The sequence below is a fragment of the Pseudomonas sp. A125 genome, assembly GCF_055409485.1.
The window spans coordinates 256,789-271,423 of sequence record NZ_JBUZVP010000003.1 but is presented as its reverse complement, the minus strand read 5'-3'; the positions used below and the strand labels follow the sequence as shown (position 1 = coordinate 271,423).

The 14,635-nt window shown below is 61.9% G+C and carries 12 protein-coding genes; all 12 read left to right on the top strand.

Going from position 1 to position 14,635, the window contains the following annotated elements; translation table 11 throughout:
- Positions 1-5 precede the first annotated feature (5 nt).
- The 12 genes from leuB to ACZRN6_RS06285 all read left to right on the top strand — a co-directional run bounded on the left by leuB (position 6) and on the right by ACZRN6_RS06285 (position 14,625).
- Positions 6-1,088, top strand: a complete 1,083-nt coding sequence (gene leuB, locus ACZRN6_RS06340; protein ID WP_464007472.1) for a 3-isopropylmalate dehydrogenase — start codon at positions 6-8, stop codon at positions 1,086-1,088.
- A gap of 64 nt (positions 1,089-1,152) precedes the next feature.
- The gene (asd, locus tag ACZRN6_RS06335; protein WP_322144274.1) at positions 1,153-2,265 is read left to right on the top strand and encodes an aspartate-semialdehyde dehydrogenase; all 1,113 of its coding nucleotides are present in this window, start codon (positions 1,153-1,155) and stop codon (positions 2,263-2,265) included.
- A gap of 248 nt (positions 2,266-2,513) precedes the next feature.
- Complete coding sequence (locus ACZRN6_RS06330) at positions 2,514-3,524, top strand: aspartate-semialdehyde dehydrogenase (RefSeq protein ID WP_322144275.1); 1,011 nt, start codon at positions 2,514-2,516, stop codon at positions 3,522-3,524.
- 160 nt (positions 3,525-3,684) lie between these two features.
- Positions 3,685-6,237, top strand: a complete 2,553-nt coding sequence (locus ACZRN6_RS06325; RefSeq protein ID WP_464007471.1) for a motility hub landmark protein FimV — start codon at positions 3,685-3,687, stop codon at positions 6,235-6,237.
- 195 nt (positions 6,238-6,432) lie between these two features.
- Entirely contained in the window at positions 6,433-7,257 is an 825-nt protein-coding gene (gene truA, locus ACZRN6_RS06320) for a tRNA pseudouridine(38-40) synthase TruA (protein WP_464007530.1), read from the top strand.
- Positions 7,258-7,320: 63 nt separating this feature from the next.
- Positions 7,321-7,953 carry a phosphoribosylanthranilate isomerase gene (locus ACZRN6_RS06315; RefSeq protein WP_322144277.1) on the top strand — a complete coding sequence of 211 codons (633 nt, stop codon included), beginning with the start codon at positions 7,321-7,323 and terminating at the stop codon, positions 7,951-7,953.
- Positions 7,954-8,196: 243 nt separating this feature from the next.
- Positions 8,197-9,117: an acetyl-CoA carboxylase, carboxyltransferase subunit beta gene (accD, locus tag ACZRN6_RS06310; protein WP_322144278.1), complete on the top strand. Its 921-nt coding sequence runs from the start codon at positions 8,197-8,199 to the stop codon at positions 9,115-9,117.
- Complete coding sequence (folC, locus tag ACZRN6_RS06305) at positions 9,114-10,421, top strand: bifunctional tetrahydrofolate synthase/dihydrofolate synthase (protein WP_464007470.1); 1,308 nt, start codon at positions 9,114-9,116, stop codon at positions 10,419-10,421. Before accD ends, folC begins: the two co-directional genes overlap by 4 nt.
- On the top strand, positions 10,405-11,067 hold the full coding sequence (locus ACZRN6_RS06300; RefSeq protein WP_464007469.1) for an SPOR domain-containing protein: 663 nt from the start codon (positions 10,405-10,407) through the stop codon (positions 11,065-11,067). The genes folC and ACZRN6_RS06300 overlap by 17 nt, the downstream gene beginning before the upstream one ends.
- A gap of 175 nt (positions 11,068-11,242) precedes the next feature.
- Positions 11,243-11,800: a CvpA family protein gene (locus ACZRN6_RS06295; RefSeq protein WP_088422526.1), complete on the top strand. Its 558-nt coding sequence runs from the start codon at positions 11,243-11,245 to the stop codon at positions 11,798-11,800.
- Between the two features lie 41 nt (positions 11,801-11,841).
- On the top strand, positions 11,842-13,347 hold the full coding sequence (gene purF, locus ACZRN6_RS06290) for an amidophosphoribosyltransferase (protein WP_003212683.1): 1,506 nt from the start codon (positions 11,842-11,844) through the stop codon (positions 13,345-13,347).
- A gap of 66 nt (positions 13,348-13,413) precedes the next feature.
- Positions 13,414-14,625: an O-succinylhomoserine sulfhydrylase gene (locus ACZRN6_RS06285; RefSeq protein ID WP_322144281.1), complete on the top strand. Its 1,212-nt coding sequence runs from the start codon at positions 13,414-13,416 to the stop codon at positions 14,623-14,625.
- Positions 14,626-14,635 lie beyond the last annotated feature (10 nt).

Sequence of the window (14,635 nt, the reverse complement as noted above, 5' to 3'; positions counted from 1 at the left end):
AACGCATGAGCAAGCAGATTCTGATTCTCCCTGGCGACGGTATTGGTCCGGAAATCATGGCCGAGGCGGTCAAGGTCCTGGAAGTAGCGAACACCAAATACAGCCTGGGCTTCGAATTGAGCCACGACGTGATCGGCGGCGCGGCCATCGACAAACACGGCGTGCCCCTGGCCGACGAAACCCTGGAGCGTGCCCGTGCGGCCGACGCGGTATTGCTGGGCGCCGTGGGTGGCCCGAAATGGGACAAGATCGAGCGTGACATCCGCCCAGAGCGCGGCCTGCTGAAAATCCGTGCGCAATTGGGCCTGTTCGGCAACCTGCGCCCGGCGATTCTCTACCCGCAACTGGCTGATGCTTCGAGCCTCAAGCCTGAAATCGTCGCCGGCCTGGACATCCTGATCGTCCGCGAACTGACCGGCGGTATCTACTTCGGCTCGCCACGAGGCGTGCGCGAGTTGGAAAATGGCGAACGCCAGGCCTACGACACCCTGCCGTACAGCGAAAGCGAAATCCGCCGTATCGCCCGCGTCGGTTTCGACATGGCTCGCGTGCGTGGCAAGAAGGTCTGCTCGGTGGACAAGGCCAACGTATTGGCGTCCAGCCAGCTGTGGCGTGAAATCGTCGAAGAAGTCGCCAAGGACTACCCGGACGTCGAACTGAGCCACATGTACGTCGACAACGCCGCCATGCAACTGGTGCGTGCACCGAAGCAATTCGACGTGATCGTCACCGACAACCTGTTCGGCGACATCCTGTCCGACCAGGCCTCGATGCTCACCGGCTCCATCGGCATGCTGCCGTCGGCCTCCCTGGATGCCAACAACAAAGGCATGTACGAGCCGTGCCACGGTTCGGCGCCGGACATTGCCGGGCAGGGCATTGCCAACCCGTTGGCGACCATTTTGTCGGTGTCGATGATGCTGCGCTACAGCTTCAACCTGACCGATGCGGCGGATGCCATCGAGAAGGCTGTGAGCCTGGTGCTGGACCAGGGCCTGCGCACCGGCGACATCTGGTCGCAGGGTTGCGCCAAGGTCGGTACGCAAGAAATGGGCGACGCAGTAGTCGCCGCGCTGCGGAATCTGTAATCTCTCGGGCCCGCTTGCAGATGTTGCTGCAAGGCGGCCCACTTTTGAACAAGGTGTAGTTGCGATGAAACGTGTAGGTCTGATCGGTTGGCGCGGTATGGTCGGTTCCGTGCTCATGCAGCGGATGCTGGAAGAGCAGGATTTCGATCTTATTGAGCCGGTGTTTTTCACCACTTCCAATGTGGGTGGTCAAGGGCCGTCTGTGGGCAAGGACATTGCTCCGCTCAAGGACGCCTACAACATTGAAGAACTGAAGACCCTCGACGTCATTCTGACCTGCCAGGGCGGCGACTACACCAGCGAAGTCTTCCCCAAGCTGCGTGAAGCCGGCTGGCAGGGTTACTGGATCGACGCCGCTTCCAGCCTGCGCATGCAGGATGACGCGGTGATCGTCCTGGACCCGGTGAACCGCAAGGTCATCGACCAGCAACTGGACGCGGGCACCAAGAACTACATCGGCGGCAACTGCACCGTCAGCCTGATGCTGATGGGCCTGGGCGGCTTGTTCGAAGCCGGCCTGGTGGAATGGATGAGCGCCATGACCTATCAGGCGGCCTCCGGGGCCGGCGCGCAGAACATGCGTGAACTGATCAAGCAAATGGGCGCGACCCACGCTGCGGTGGCCGATCAACTGGCTGACCCGGCCAGCGCGATCCTCGACATCGACCGCCGTGTGGCCGAAGCGATGCGCAGTGAGGCCTACCCGACCGAGAATTTCGGTGTGCCATTGGCCGGTAGCCTGATCCCGTGGATCGACAAGGAGCTGCCGAACGGCCAGAGCCGTGAAGAGTGGAAGGCCCAGGCCGAGACCAACAAGATTCTGGGTCGCTTCAAGAGCCCGATCCCGGTGGACGGTATCTGCGTGCGCATCGGCGCCATGCGTTGCCACAGCCAGGCGCTGACCATCAAGCTGAACAAAGACGTGCCGATCGCCGATATCGAAGGGTTGATCAGCCAGCACAACCCTTGGGTCAAGCTGGTGCCGAACAGCCGTGATATCAGCATCCAGGAACTGAGCCCGAACAAGGTCACCGGTACCCTGAATGTGCCGGTTGGCCGTCTGCGCAAGCTGAACATGGGTACTCAGTACCTGGGCGCGTTCACCGTAGGCGACCAACTGCTGTGGGGCGCGGCTGAACCGTTGCGTCGCATGTTGCGGATTTTGCTGGAGCGTTAATCGCTGCGTGTAATGAGAAACCCGCGTTCTGGTGACAGGCGCGGGTTTTTTATTGCGCTTTTGGGCCTCATCGCGGGCAAGCCCGGCTCCCACATTGAACGGTGTTTGCCTGAACTATTCGGTCAACTGTGGGAGCCGGGCTTGCCCGCGATGGGGCCATCAGCCACACCACCGAGCCCAGGCTAATTGCCTCACCCCCAACCACCCGGTAAAGTGCCGCTCCCCCCGCCATGCCCGAGGCAGCCCCCATGACCCAGACCTTTGATATTGCCGTGATCGGCGCCACCGGCACCGTCGGCGAAACCCTGGTGCAGATCCTCGAAGAGCAGGACTTCCCGGTGGGTAACCTGCACCTGCTGGCCAGCAGTGAGTCGGCCGGGCATTCGGTGCCGTTTCGCGGCAAGAACGTGCGGGTGCGGGAAGTCGACGAATTTGACTTCAGCAAAGTCCAGCTGGTGTTCTTCGCCGCCGGCCCTGCGGTCACCTTGAGTTTCGCGCCGCGCGCCACCGCTGCTGGCTGCACGCTGATCGACCTGTCTGGCGCCTTGCCGGCCGATCAGGCGCCGCAAGTGGTTCCGGAAGCCAACGCCCACGTGTTGGATAGCTTGAAAAAGCCATTCCAGGTCAGCAGCCCAAGCCCATCAGCCACCGCCTTGGCCGTGGTGTTGGCGCCACTGCGCGGCTTGCTGGATATCCAGCGCGTCACCATCACCGCCAACCTGGCCGTGTCCGCCCAAGGCCGCGAGGCCGTCAGTGAGCTTGCCCGCCAGACCGCCGAGTTGCTGAACGTGCGCCCGCTGGAGCCGAAGTTTTTCGATCGCCAGATGGCGTTCAACCTGCTGGCACAAGTCGGCAAGCCTGACGCCCAAGGCCACACCGCCCTGGAAAAACGCCTGGTGCACGAATTGCGCGCCGTGCTGGAAATGCCTTTGCTAAAGATTTCCGTCACGTGCGTTCAAGCCCCGGTGTTTTTTGGCGATAGCCTGACTGTGTCTTTGCAATTGGGTGCAGCGGTCGACCTCGCTGCCGTCAACCAGGCTTTGGATTCCGCGCCCGGAGTCGAGTTGGTGGAAGAGGGTGATTACCCCACCGCTGTTGGCGATGCGGTCGGTCAAGACGTGGTCTACGTGGGCCGGGTTCGCGCCGGCGTCGATGACCCTGCGGAACTAAATGTGTGGTTGGCGTCAGATAACGTACGCAAAGGGGCCGCACTTAACGCCGTACAGCTGGCGCAGTTGTTGATAAAAGGCCTTGTGTAAAAGATACTTGGCGGCAATTTGTAGATTGATTCTAGCCAAGCGCTATGCTTGGCCCCAAGCTGGAAAAATTGCGCGTCGGTGACCTATCGGCTCGCCATGCCTTATGGCAGCGGTTACCCACCTTCTCGCAGGCCGGGGAGTGTTCAAAAAGGATGAGGCTATGGTTCAAGTTCGCAAACTGGTGTTAGCAATAGCGGCCGCCTCGGCGCTGTCCTCCGGTATGGCGCAAGCGCTGCAACTTGGGGAGATGACCCTCAAGTCGAAGCTGAACCAGCCGCTGTCGGTGGAAATCGAGTTGCTTGACGTCGGTGGCCTGAGCGCCTCCGAGATCACCCCCAGCCTGGCTTCGTCCCAGGCCTTTGTGGATGCGGGCGTCGATCGCCAGGCGTTCCTGAATGACCTGACCTTTACCCCGGTGGTCAATCCCAACGGCCGCAGTGTGGTGCGTGTCACCTCCACTAAGCCGCTGCCTGATTCCTATGTGCGTTTCCTGTTGCAAGTGCAGTGGCCCAACGGCCGCCTGATGCGCGACTACAGCGTATTGCTGGACCCGGCCAAGTTCGACCCGTCGACTCCCGCCGCCGGTGCGCCCGCGCCTGCACCGCGCCTGACGTCGCCTGCGACCGCGGCTCCGGCAGTCACCAAGGCCCGGGAACACACCACCACCTCGCGCGACACCCTGTGGGAAATCGCCGCGAAGAACCGCAATGGCGCCTCGGTGCAGCAGACCATGCTGGCCATCCAGGCACTGAACCCTGACGCCTTTATCGACGGCAACATCAACCGCATGAAAACCGGCCAGGTCCTGCGCCTGCCGGATTCGGGCCAAAGCACCAGCCTGCCGCAGAACCAGGCGATTGCTGAAGTCAGCGCGCAAAACGCCGCGTGGCGCGAGGGCCGTCGCGGTGGCAACCCGCTTGCCGGCAAAGCGCAACTGGACGCCACGAAACGTACCCAGGCGGGTAATGCGCCGTCGCAGACCAATACCCAGGATAACTTGAGTCTGGTTTCTGCCGAAGCCGCCAAGAAAGGCGTGAAGGGTGGCGCTGGCGACAGCCGGGCCTTGAACAACAAGCTGGCGGTAACCCAGGAAAGCCTGGATTCGACCCGTCGCGAGAATGAAGAACTGAAAAGCCGCATGGCTGACCTGCAAAGTCAGCTGGACAAGCTGCAGCGGCTGATCGAACTCAAGAACAATCAACTGGCCAAGTTGCAGACCCCGGGCGCCGCCGCGGCGCAGCCTGCTGCAACCGCCGCGATGCCGGCCGAGCTGGCTGCACAGCCCGCCGCGCCGGCTGCGGCACCTGCTGCAACCCCGGTGGCTGCGCCAGTCGACGCGCCGGTCAAGGCCGATGCGGCGCCTGCTACCACCGAAGGTAAATTCAACGACCTGCTGACCAACCCGATTGTGCTCGGCGTGATCGGCGGCGCAGCGGGTTTGCTTGTGCTGTTGCTCCTGCTGCTGTGGGCGCGTCATCGCAATGCGCGCCTGGAAGAAGAGAAGCACCTGCGCATGGCGCGGGCCCTGGCGGAAGAGCCGGAGTTTGCACCGAACATTGATCATGATCTGCCGTCCGACAGTTTCGAAGGCCTTGATGTGCCGCCGCCGAACGTCAAGCTGGCTCCAGCTCCAGCTCCAGCTCCAGCCCCAGCTCCGGTGATTGCGCCGCTTGTAGCCCCTGTTGTTGCGCCACGCCCAGCCGACGTCCTGGCGCAAGCCCAGTCGCACATCGACCGTGGTCACCTGAACCAGGCCGCTGAAGTACTTGAAGATGCGATCAAGCAAGAGCCAACGCGCAGCGACCTGCGTCTCAAGCTGATGGAAGTCCACGGCTTGCAGGGCAACAAAGAAGGGTTTGTGGCTCAAGAGCGCCAACTGGTCGCCACGGGTGAGAATCACGCCCAGGTTGAACAGCTGAAAAGCCGTTTCCCGGCCATGGCCGTGCTGGCGGCGGGCGTCAGCGCTGCCGTCGCGGCGGCGGCCTTGGACGCCCAGTACGTCAAAGACTTGCTCAAGGACGAACCCGCGCCGCCTGCTCCTGCACCCGAGGCGGAACCGGAAGCGTTCGATACCGACTTCGACCTGAGCCTGGATGACCTGGAAGCCGCTTCGCCTGCCGTGGTCAACCCGCAGGCGGAGGACCTGAGCTTTGAATCGCTGCTGCAACAGCAGACCGAGGCCAAGGCCGGCGAGGAAGACCTCTCGGACTTCGACCTGGACCTGCAACTCGATCCGCCATCGTCGACCCAATCCGACGACGACTTCCTCTTTGGCCTTGAAGGCCAGATGAAGGACCTGCCGCCGGTAGAACCGCCAACCCTGACGCCCGCTGACCTGGACGACCTCGACCTGCCGGAAGATTTCGACCTGTCCCTGGCTGACGAGCCCGAGGCGCCTGCAGCGGCCAAGCCGGATGCGTTCGCCTCGGAGCTTGATGACGTCAACGCCGAACTGGATCGCCTGTCGCAAAGCCTGGAGCATCCACCGATCGAACCGTCCTTTACCGCCGAAGACGCGGTGCTGAGTGGTGATGAGCCCGAGTTCGACTTCCTCTCCGGTACCGACGAAGTGGCCACCAAGCTCGACCTGGCCCAGGCCTACATCGACATGGGCGACGCCGATGGCGCGCGGGACATCCTTGCCGAAGTGCTCAAGGAGGGCGATGACGGCCAACAAGGCGAAGCTAAGGAAATGCTCGGCCGCCTGGCTTGATACCTTGCTCTGTAGGTGCTGGCTTGCCGGCGATGCAGGCACCTCGGTGTATCTGGTACACCCGGTTGACGCCATCGCCGGCAAGCCAGCGCCTACAAAAAGCCCCACGCTCGGCGCGCGGCCTTATAATGGCTGCCTTTGCGCAACTCATCAGGCTCTCAGTTCTTGGCAAATATAGATAACGCGGCCGCCGAAATGGCGGCCGCAGGCTTTTTCAGAATCGCCCTGGGCGTGGAATATAAAGGCTCACGCTATCGCGGCTGGCAACGCCAGGCCTCGGGTGTGCCGACGGTGCAGGAAACCCTTGAGAAGGCCTTGTCGAAAGTCGCCGACTCGCCGGTATCGCTGATGTGCGCGGGGCGCACCGACGCCGGTGTGCATGCCTGCGGGCAAGTGGTGCACTTCGATACCCAGGCCGAGCGCTCGATGAAGGCGTGGGTCATGGGCGCCAATATCAATTTGCCCCACGACGTCAGCGTCAGTTGGGCCAAGGTGATGCCGGCGGACTTTCATGCGCGCTTCAAGGCAATCGCCCGGCGTTATCGCTATGTGATCTACAACGATCAGATCCGCCCGGCCCATCTCAACGAAGAAATCACCTGGAACCACCGCCCGCTGGACGCCGAGCGCATGGCCGAGGCCGCCCGGCATTTGGTGGGTATCCATGATTTCAGCGCGTTTCGTGCCGGCCAGTGCCAGGCCAAGTCGCCGATCAAGGAAGTCCATCACCTGCGGGTGACGCGCCACGGCAAGATGATCGTGCTGGATATCCGCGCCGGCGCCTTCCTGCACCACATGGTGCGCAATATTGCCGGGGTGCTGATGACCATCGGTACCGGCGAGCGCCCGGTCGAATGGGCCAAAGAAGTGCTGGAAAGCCGGATTCGCCGTACCGGCGGCGTCACTGCGCACCCGTTCGGCCTTTACCTGGTGGATGTAGAGTACCGCGATGAGTTCGAACTGCCGCAGCGGTTCATCGGGCCACACTTCCTCACAGGTTTCAGCGAACTTGGCGGCTGACGCCCTCAAAAGCATTTGTTACCATCCGGGACTTTCCCGGACACGCCCTGAGGTTTCATCGACATGTCTGCCGTTCGCAGCAAGATTTGCGGGATTACCCGCATAGAAGACGCGTTGGCGGCGGTCGAGGCGGGCGCCGATGCCATCGGTTTCGTGTTTTATGCCAAGAGCCCACGGGCGGTGAATGTATTGCAGGCGCGGGCGATCATTGCCGCGCTGCCGCCATTCGTGACCACGGTCGGGTTGTTCGTCAACGCCAGCCGTTGCGAACTCAATGAAACCCTCGATGCCGTACAACTCGACATGTTGCAGTTCCATGGCGATGAAAGCGCTGAAGAGTGCGAAAGCTATCAGCGTCCGTATATCAAAGCGTTGCGGGTCAAGGCCGGCGACGATATCGCTGCGGCGTGCGCTGCCTACACCGGGGCTCGCGGGATTCTCCTCGACACCTACGTCGAAGGCGTTCCAGGCGGTACCGGCGAGGCGTTTGACTGGTCGTTGATCCCTGAAGGCTTGAGCAAGCCGATCATCCTCGCGGGCGGTCTGAACCCGGGCAACGTTGGACGCGCTATTGAGCAGGTTCGGCCGTATGCCGTGGACGTCAGCGGTGGGGTGGAGCAGGCCAAGGGCATCAAGGATCACGCAAAGATTCGCGCATTCATGCAGGCCGTGCGCGACAGCAGTGGGACGATGTGACGGCTGGCAGTCTGCCGCCGTCCATAACTACCACTGTGTAAAACAGCCCGGCGCCGCCTGTGGGAGGCCCGGAAATGAAGTGGCAACCCTGCACTGCAGGTTGTCTGGAAGGCTGAGGGCACAGGCAGGAAATGGCAGGTCGAAGGTCTGACCCCGTCCAGCTTGTGTCATCGCCACATATGAATTTAGCTCAAGGGCATACGCGGGGCTGTGTTCTAGCCACCGGTACTGGAGAAAGAAAGCATGAGCAACTGGTTAGTAGACAAACTGATCCCCTCGATCATGCGTTCCGAGGTGAAGAAAAGCTCGGTTCCTGAAGGTCTTTGGCACAAGTGCCCATCCTGCGACGCGGTGCTGTACCGCCCGGAGCTGGAAAAGACCCTGGATGTTTGCCCCAAGTGCAACCACCACATGCGTATCGGCGCCCGCGCCCGCATTGATATCTTCCTCGACGCCGATGGTCGCTCCGAACTGGGCGCTGACCTGGAGCCGGTTGACCGTCTGAAATTCCGCGACGGCAAGAAATACAAAGACCGCCTCACCGCAGCCCAGAAGCAGACCGGTGAAAAAGACGCGCTGATTTCCGTCAGCGGCAAGCTGCTGGGCATGCCGGTAGTGGTTTGCGCGTTCGAATTCTCTTTCATGGGTGGCTCCATGGGCGCCATCGTTGGCGAGCGTTTTGTACGTGCCGCCAACTACGCCCTGGAAAACCGCTGCCCGATGATCTGCTTCGCGGCCTCTGGCGGTGCGCGGATGCAGGAAGCGCTGATTTCCCTGATGCAAATGGCCAAGACCTCTGCGGTACTGGCGCGTCTGCGTGAAGAAGGTATCCCGTTCATCTCCGTGCTGACCGACCCGGTCTACGGTGGCGTTTCCGCCAGCCTGGCCATGCTGGGTGATGTGATCGTCGGTGAGCCCAAAGCCCTGATCGGCTTCGCCGGCCCACGGGTTATCGAGCAGACGGTTCGCGAAAAACTGCCAGAAGGTTTCCAGCGCAGCGAGTTCCTGCTGGAGCACGGCGCGATCGACCTGATCATTGCGCGTGGCGAACTGCGCCCGCGCCTGGGTAGCCTGCTGGCGCAAATGATGGGCCTGCCGACACCGGTGTACGTCGCGCCTAAAGTAGAACCAATCATCGTGCCACCGGTGCCTGCAAACATATGACCCAACGTACCCTGGGCGAATGGCTCGCCTACCTTGAGCAGTTGCATCCGTCAGCCATCGACATGGGCCTGGAGCGCTCGCAACAGGTAGCGGCCCGCCTCGGGTTGGGCCGGCCGGCGCCGCGTGTGATCACGGTGACCGGCACCAATGGCAAGGGTTCTACCTGCGCCTTTGTTGCAGCCTTGCTGCAAGCCCAGGGCCTGAAGGTCGGCGTGTACAACTCACCGCACCTGCTGCGCTACAACGAGCGGGTGCAACTCAATGGCGTTGAAGCCACTGACGAGCAGCTGTGCGAAGCCTTCGCCGCACTCGATGCCGGGCGTGGCGAAATTTCCCTGACGTATTTCGAGATGGGCACCCTGGCGGCGTTCTGGCTGTTCGAGCGTGCGCAACTGGATGTGGTGGTGTTGGAAGTCGGCCTGGGCGGGCGCCTGGACACGGTCAACGTGGTGGATGCCGACCTGGCGCTGATCACCAGCATTGGTGTCGATCATGCCGACTACCTTGGTAATACCCGTGAATCCGTGGCCTATGAAAAGGCCGGGATCTTCCGCCAGGGCAAGCCTGCACTGTGTGGTGACCTGGACCCGCCGCATACCTTGCTGGACAAGGTGCGCGAGCTGGGTTGCCCGTTCTTCCTGCGTGGGCGTGATTTCAATCTCGAGATTGGCGACCGGTCCTGGCAATGGCGCGGGCTTGATGCGCGCGGTCAAACCGTTGAGTTGCGCGACCTGCCGCTGCTGAACCTGCCGATGGAAAACGCCGCGCTCGCGCTGCAAGCCTACCTGTTGCTGGATTTGCCCTGGCATGCCGAGCAGATTGCCGCTACGTTGCAGGCTACTCGTGTGGTGGGGCGCCTTGATCGGCGCAGCTTCGACTGGAATGGCAAGCGTCTGAACCTGCTGCTGGATGTAGGGCATAACCCTCACGCAGCCGAATACCTGGCCAAGCGCCTGGCGCGCACTGCACCTGCCGGTCGCCGCCTCGCGGTGTTCGGGCTGTTGTCCGACAAGGACCTGGACGGTGTGGTTGCACCCTTGCTGGGCAACGTCCAGGCCTGGGCCGTTGCGCCGCTGGATACGCCGCGCAGTCGTCCTGCTACCGAGTTGCAGATTGCACTGCAGAACCTTGGGGCGTCGGTGACGTCCCATGCAAGCGTGACAGCCGCCCTGGAAGCCCAGTGCGCGATTGCGACGCCTGAGGATGAGATTCTGTTGTTCGGATCATTTTATTGTGTTGCCGAGGCGCTCGAATGGTTGGCCCGGCGCTCCACGGAGGAAGCTGCACATGGCATTACTGGATAGCGCATACAAGCAGCGAATGGTTGGGGCCCTGGTTCTGGTGGCGTTGGCGGTGATTTTTCTGCCAATGCTGTTTTCCCGTCAGGACGAACAGCGCCAGGTGACTGTCGAAGCGCCGGCTGCGCCCCAGGCGCCTGCGGTGCCTCAGGTTCAGGTTGAACCGGTGGTGGTGCCCGAGCCGCAAGCGCTACCGCAGGAAGAGCCAGTGCCCGGCGATGACGAGGTGGCTGCGCAGCAGGCACCTTCGATGCCGGTTCAGGCGAGCGTCCCGGTGGTGAAGCCAGCGCCTGCGGCTCCTGCGGCCGCGGCCAAGCCAGCGGCGCCAGCGCCTGCACCCAAGCCGGTAGCACCGCAACCCGCTGCACCGGGCAAGCCGGACGTGGGTCAGAGCCGCATTGACCCCAATGGCCTGCCGATCAGTTGGTCGATCCAGCTGGCCAGCCTGGCTAACCGCGAAAGCGCTGACGCCTTGCAGAAAAAGCTGCGCACTCAGGGGTACAACGCTTATATCCGCAGTGCCGATGGCAAGAACCGGGTCTTTATCGGGCCGTTGATCGAGCGTGCCGAAGCCGATCGCCTGCGGGACCTGCTGGACCGCCAGCAGAACCTCAAGGGTTTTGTGGTTCGCTTCCAGCCAGAGCGCGGTTAAAGCTGTAGGAGCCGGCTTGCCGGCGATGGCGGCCTCGAGGACGCTATCGCCGGCAAGCCGGCTCCTGCATTTATCTGGCGCAACTCATTGATTTCAAATGCACTGCTAATCACAGCTTACCGATAGCCCGGCGCTCTGCTAAAATGCGCCGCCTTATCCGTCTGTAGGCTGAACTGTGCCATTTACCTGGGTTGATTGGGCGATCGTTGCAATCGTCGCCATCTCCGCGTTGATCAGTCTGAGCCGCGGCTTCGTTAAAGAAGCACTGTCGCTGCTGACATGGATCATCGCAGGAGTTGTAGCCTGGATGTTCGGCGGTTCATTGTCTGTCTACCTGGCCGGATACATCGAGACACCTTCGGCTCGCGTCATCGCGGGCTGCGCCATCATGTTCATCGCCACGTTGTTGGTGGGGGCAATGGTCAATTATCTTATCGGCGAATTGATACGCGTCACAGGCCTCTCCGGGACCGATCGATTTCTCGGCATGGCCTTCGGCGCCGCGCGTGGCGGCTTGCTGGTGGTTGTGGCGGTCGGGCTGTTGAGCCTGGGGCCGGTACAGCAGGATTCGTGGTGGCAAGAGTCTGTACTCGTGCCAAAATTTCTATTGGTTGCAGATTGGTCCAAAAACCTCATTTTGGGGTGGAGCAGTCAGTGGCTGGCCAGCGGGATCAGCATACCCGCTGATCTTCCGTTCAAGGAACACCTCTTACCGGCCAAAACGCCTCAGTAAGTTGTGTTCAGTCAAGATTCATTAAGTAGGGGTTGCGTCGCATGTGTGGCATCGTCGGTATCGTCGGTAAGTCGAACGTGAATCAGGCGCTGTATGACGCGCTAACCGTCCTCCAGCACCGCGGCCAGGATGCTGCCGGTATTGTGACCAGCCACGACGGCCGGTTATTCCTGCGCAAGGACAATGGCCTGGTGCGTGACGTGTTCCATCAGCGCCACATGCAGCGCCTGGTCGGGCACATGGGCATTGGCCACGTGCGCTACCCGACTGCGGGCAGCTCGACCTCGGCCGAAGCCCAGCCGTTTTACGTCAACTCGCCGTATGGCATCACCCTGGCGCACAACGGCAACTTGACCAACGTTGAACAACTGGCCAAGGAGATTTACGAATCTGACCTGCGCCACGTCAACACCAATTCGGACTCCGAAGTCCTGCTGAACGTGTTCGCTCACGAGCTGGCCCAGCGCGGCAAGCTGCAGCCGACCGAAGAAGACGTGTTCGCCGCCGTGACTGACGTGCACAACCGTTGCGTGGGTGGTTACGCCGTCGTGGCGATGGTGACCGGCTACGGCATCGTCGGTTTCCGCGACCCCCACGGTATCCGTCCGATCGTGTTCGGCCAGCGTCATACCGACGAAGGCGTCGAGTACATGATCGCTTCCGAAAGCGTGTCCCTGGACGTGCTGGGCTTCACCCTGATCCGCGACCTGGCGCCGGGCGAAGCTGTCTACATCACGGAAGACGGCAAGCTGCACACCCGTCAGTGCGCGTTGAACCCGAAACTCACCCCGTGCATCTTCGAACACGTCTACCTGGCGCGTCCGGATTCGATCATCGACGGTGTCTCGGTGTACAAGGCGCGTCTGCGCATGGGCGAGAAACTGGCGGACAAGATCCTGCGCGAGCGCCCGGACCACGACATCGACGTGGTCATCCCGATCCCGGACACCAGCCGCACCGCAGCGCTGGAGCTGGCGAACCACCTGGGCGTGAAGTTCCGCGAAGGCTTCGTCAAGAACCGTTACATCGGCCGTACCTTCATCATGCCCGGCCAGGCCGCACGCAAGAAGTCGGTACGCCAGAAGCTCAACGCGATCGAGCTGGAATTTCGCGGCAAGAACGTGATGCTGGTGGACGATTCCATCGTGCGTGGTACTACCTGCAAGCAGATCATCCAGATGGCCCGCGAAGCCGGGGCAAAGAACGTTTACTTCTGTTCCGCCGCGCCAGCCGTGCGTTACCCGAACGTGTACGGCATCGACATGCCAAGCGCCCACGAACTGATCGCCCACAACCGTTCGACCCAGGACGTTGCGGACCTGATCGGCGCCGACTGGCTGATTTACCAGGACCTGCCGGACCTGATCGAAGCCGTCGGTGGTGGCAAGATCAAGATCGAGGAGTTCGATTGCGCGGTATTTGACGGCAAGTACGTCACCGGCGATGTCGACGAGGCCTACCTGAACAAGATCGAGCAGGCCCGTAACGATTCCTCGAAGATCAAGACCCAGGCGGTCAGCGCGATCATCGACCTGTACAACAACTGAGTAGACACCGGCCCTGAGGGGCCGGTTTTGTATCTTTGATAAAGCATTCGAGTTGAGGAGTAGAGCATGAGTCAGGAATGGGATGCCGGTCGCTTGGACAGCGACCTCGATGGCGTAGCTTTCGATACCCTGGCTGTGCGCGCCGGCCAGCACCGCACCCCGGAAGGTGAGCACGGTGACCCGATGTTCTTTACCTCCAGCTACGTGTTCCGCACCGCCGCCGACGCCGCTGCGCGCTTTGCCGGTGAAGTGCCGGGCAACGTGTATTCGCGCTACACCAACCCGACCGTGCGTGCGTTCGAAGAGCGTATCGCTGCGCTGGAAGGCGCCGAGCAAGCTGTCGCGACTGCCACGGGCATGGCCGCGATTCTAGCGGTGGTCATGAGCCTGTGCAGCGCCGGCGATCACGTGCTGGTGTCGCGCAGCGTGTTTGGTTCGACCATCAGCCTGTTCGAAAAGTACTTCAAGCGCTTTGGCATTGAAGTCGACTACGTGCCACTGGCGGACCTGTCCGGCTGGGACGCGGCCATCAAGGCCAACACCAAATTGCTGTTTGTCGAGTCGCCGTCCAATCCTTTGGCTGAGTTGGTGGACATCGCTGCATTGTCCGAAGTGGCGCACGCCAAGGGCGCGATGCTGATCGTCGACAACTGCTTCTGCACCCCGGCGCTGCAACAGCCGCTGAAGCTGGGCGCCGACATCGTCGTGCACTCGGCCACCAAGTTCATCGACGGCCAGGGCCGTTGCATGGGGGGCGTGGTTGCAGGGCGCAGCGAGCAGATGAAGGAAGTGGTGGGCTTCTTGCGCACCGCCGGCCCGACCCTGAGCCCGTTCAATGCCTGGATCTTCCTCAAGGGCCTCGAAACCCTGAGCCTGCGGATGAAGGCCCATTGTGCCAACGCCCAGGCGTTAGCCGAGTGGCTGGAACAGCAGGACGGTATCGAGAAAGTCCACTACGCCGGCCTCAAGAGCCACCCCCAGCACGCGTTGGCCCAGCGCCAGCAGCGTGGTTTTGGCGCCGTGGTGAGTTTTGAGGTCAAGGGCGGCAAAGAGGGCGCCTGGCGCTTTATCGATGCAACCCGCCTGATTTCCATTACCGCCAACCTGGGTGACAGCAAAACCACCATCACTCACCCAAGCACCACCTCCCACGGTCGCCTGGCGCCGCAAGAGCGTGAAGCGGCGGGTATTCGTGACAGCCTGATCCGCGTCGCGGTGGGCCTGGAAGACGTTGCTGACTTGCAGGCCGATCTGGCCCGTGGGTTGGCGGCCCTGTGATCGAGTGGTC

Coding starts and splice junctions, on each gene's coding strand:
- asd (WP_322144274.1), top strand. CDS start 1,153: ATGAAACGTGTAGGTCTGATCGGTTGGCGCGGTATGGTCGGTTCCGTG.
- ACZRN6_RS06315 (WP_322144277.1), top strand. CDS start 7,321: ATGTCTGCCGTTCGCAGCAAGATTTGCGGGATTACCCGCATAGAAGAC.
- ACZRN6_RS06325 (WP_464007471.1), top strand. CDS start 3,685: ATGGTTCAAGTTCGCAAACTGGTGTTAGCAATAGCGGCCGCCTCGGCG.
- accD (WP_322144278.1), top strand. CDS start 8,197: ATGAGCAACTGGTTAGTAGACAAACTGATCCCCTCGATCATGCGTTCC.
- ACZRN6_RS06330 (WP_322144275.1), top strand. CDS start 2,514: ATGACCCAGACCTTTGATATTGCCGTGATCGGCGCCACCGGCACCGTC.
- folC (WP_464007470.1), top strand. CDS start 9,114: ATGACCCAACGTACCCTGGGCGAATGGCTCGCCTACCTTGAGCAGTTG.
- leuB (WP_464007472.1), top strand. CDS start 6: ATGAGCAAGCAGATTCTGATTCTCCCTGGCGACGGTATTGGTCCGGAA.
- ACZRN6_RS06300 (WP_464007469.1), top strand. CDS start 10,405: ATGGCATTACTGGATAGCGCATACAAGCAGCGAATGGTTGGGGCCCTG.
- truA (WP_464007530.1), top strand. CDS start 6,433: ATGGCGGCCGCAGGCTTTTTCAGAATCGCCCTGGGCGTGGAATATAAA.
- ACZRN6_RS06285 (WP_322144281.1), top strand. CDS start 13,414: ATGAGTCAGGAATGGGATGCCGGTCGCTTGGACAGCGACCTCGATGGC.
- purF (WP_003212683.1), top strand. CDS start 11,842: ATGTGTGGCATCGTCGGTATCGTCGGTAAGTCGAACGTGAATCAGGCG.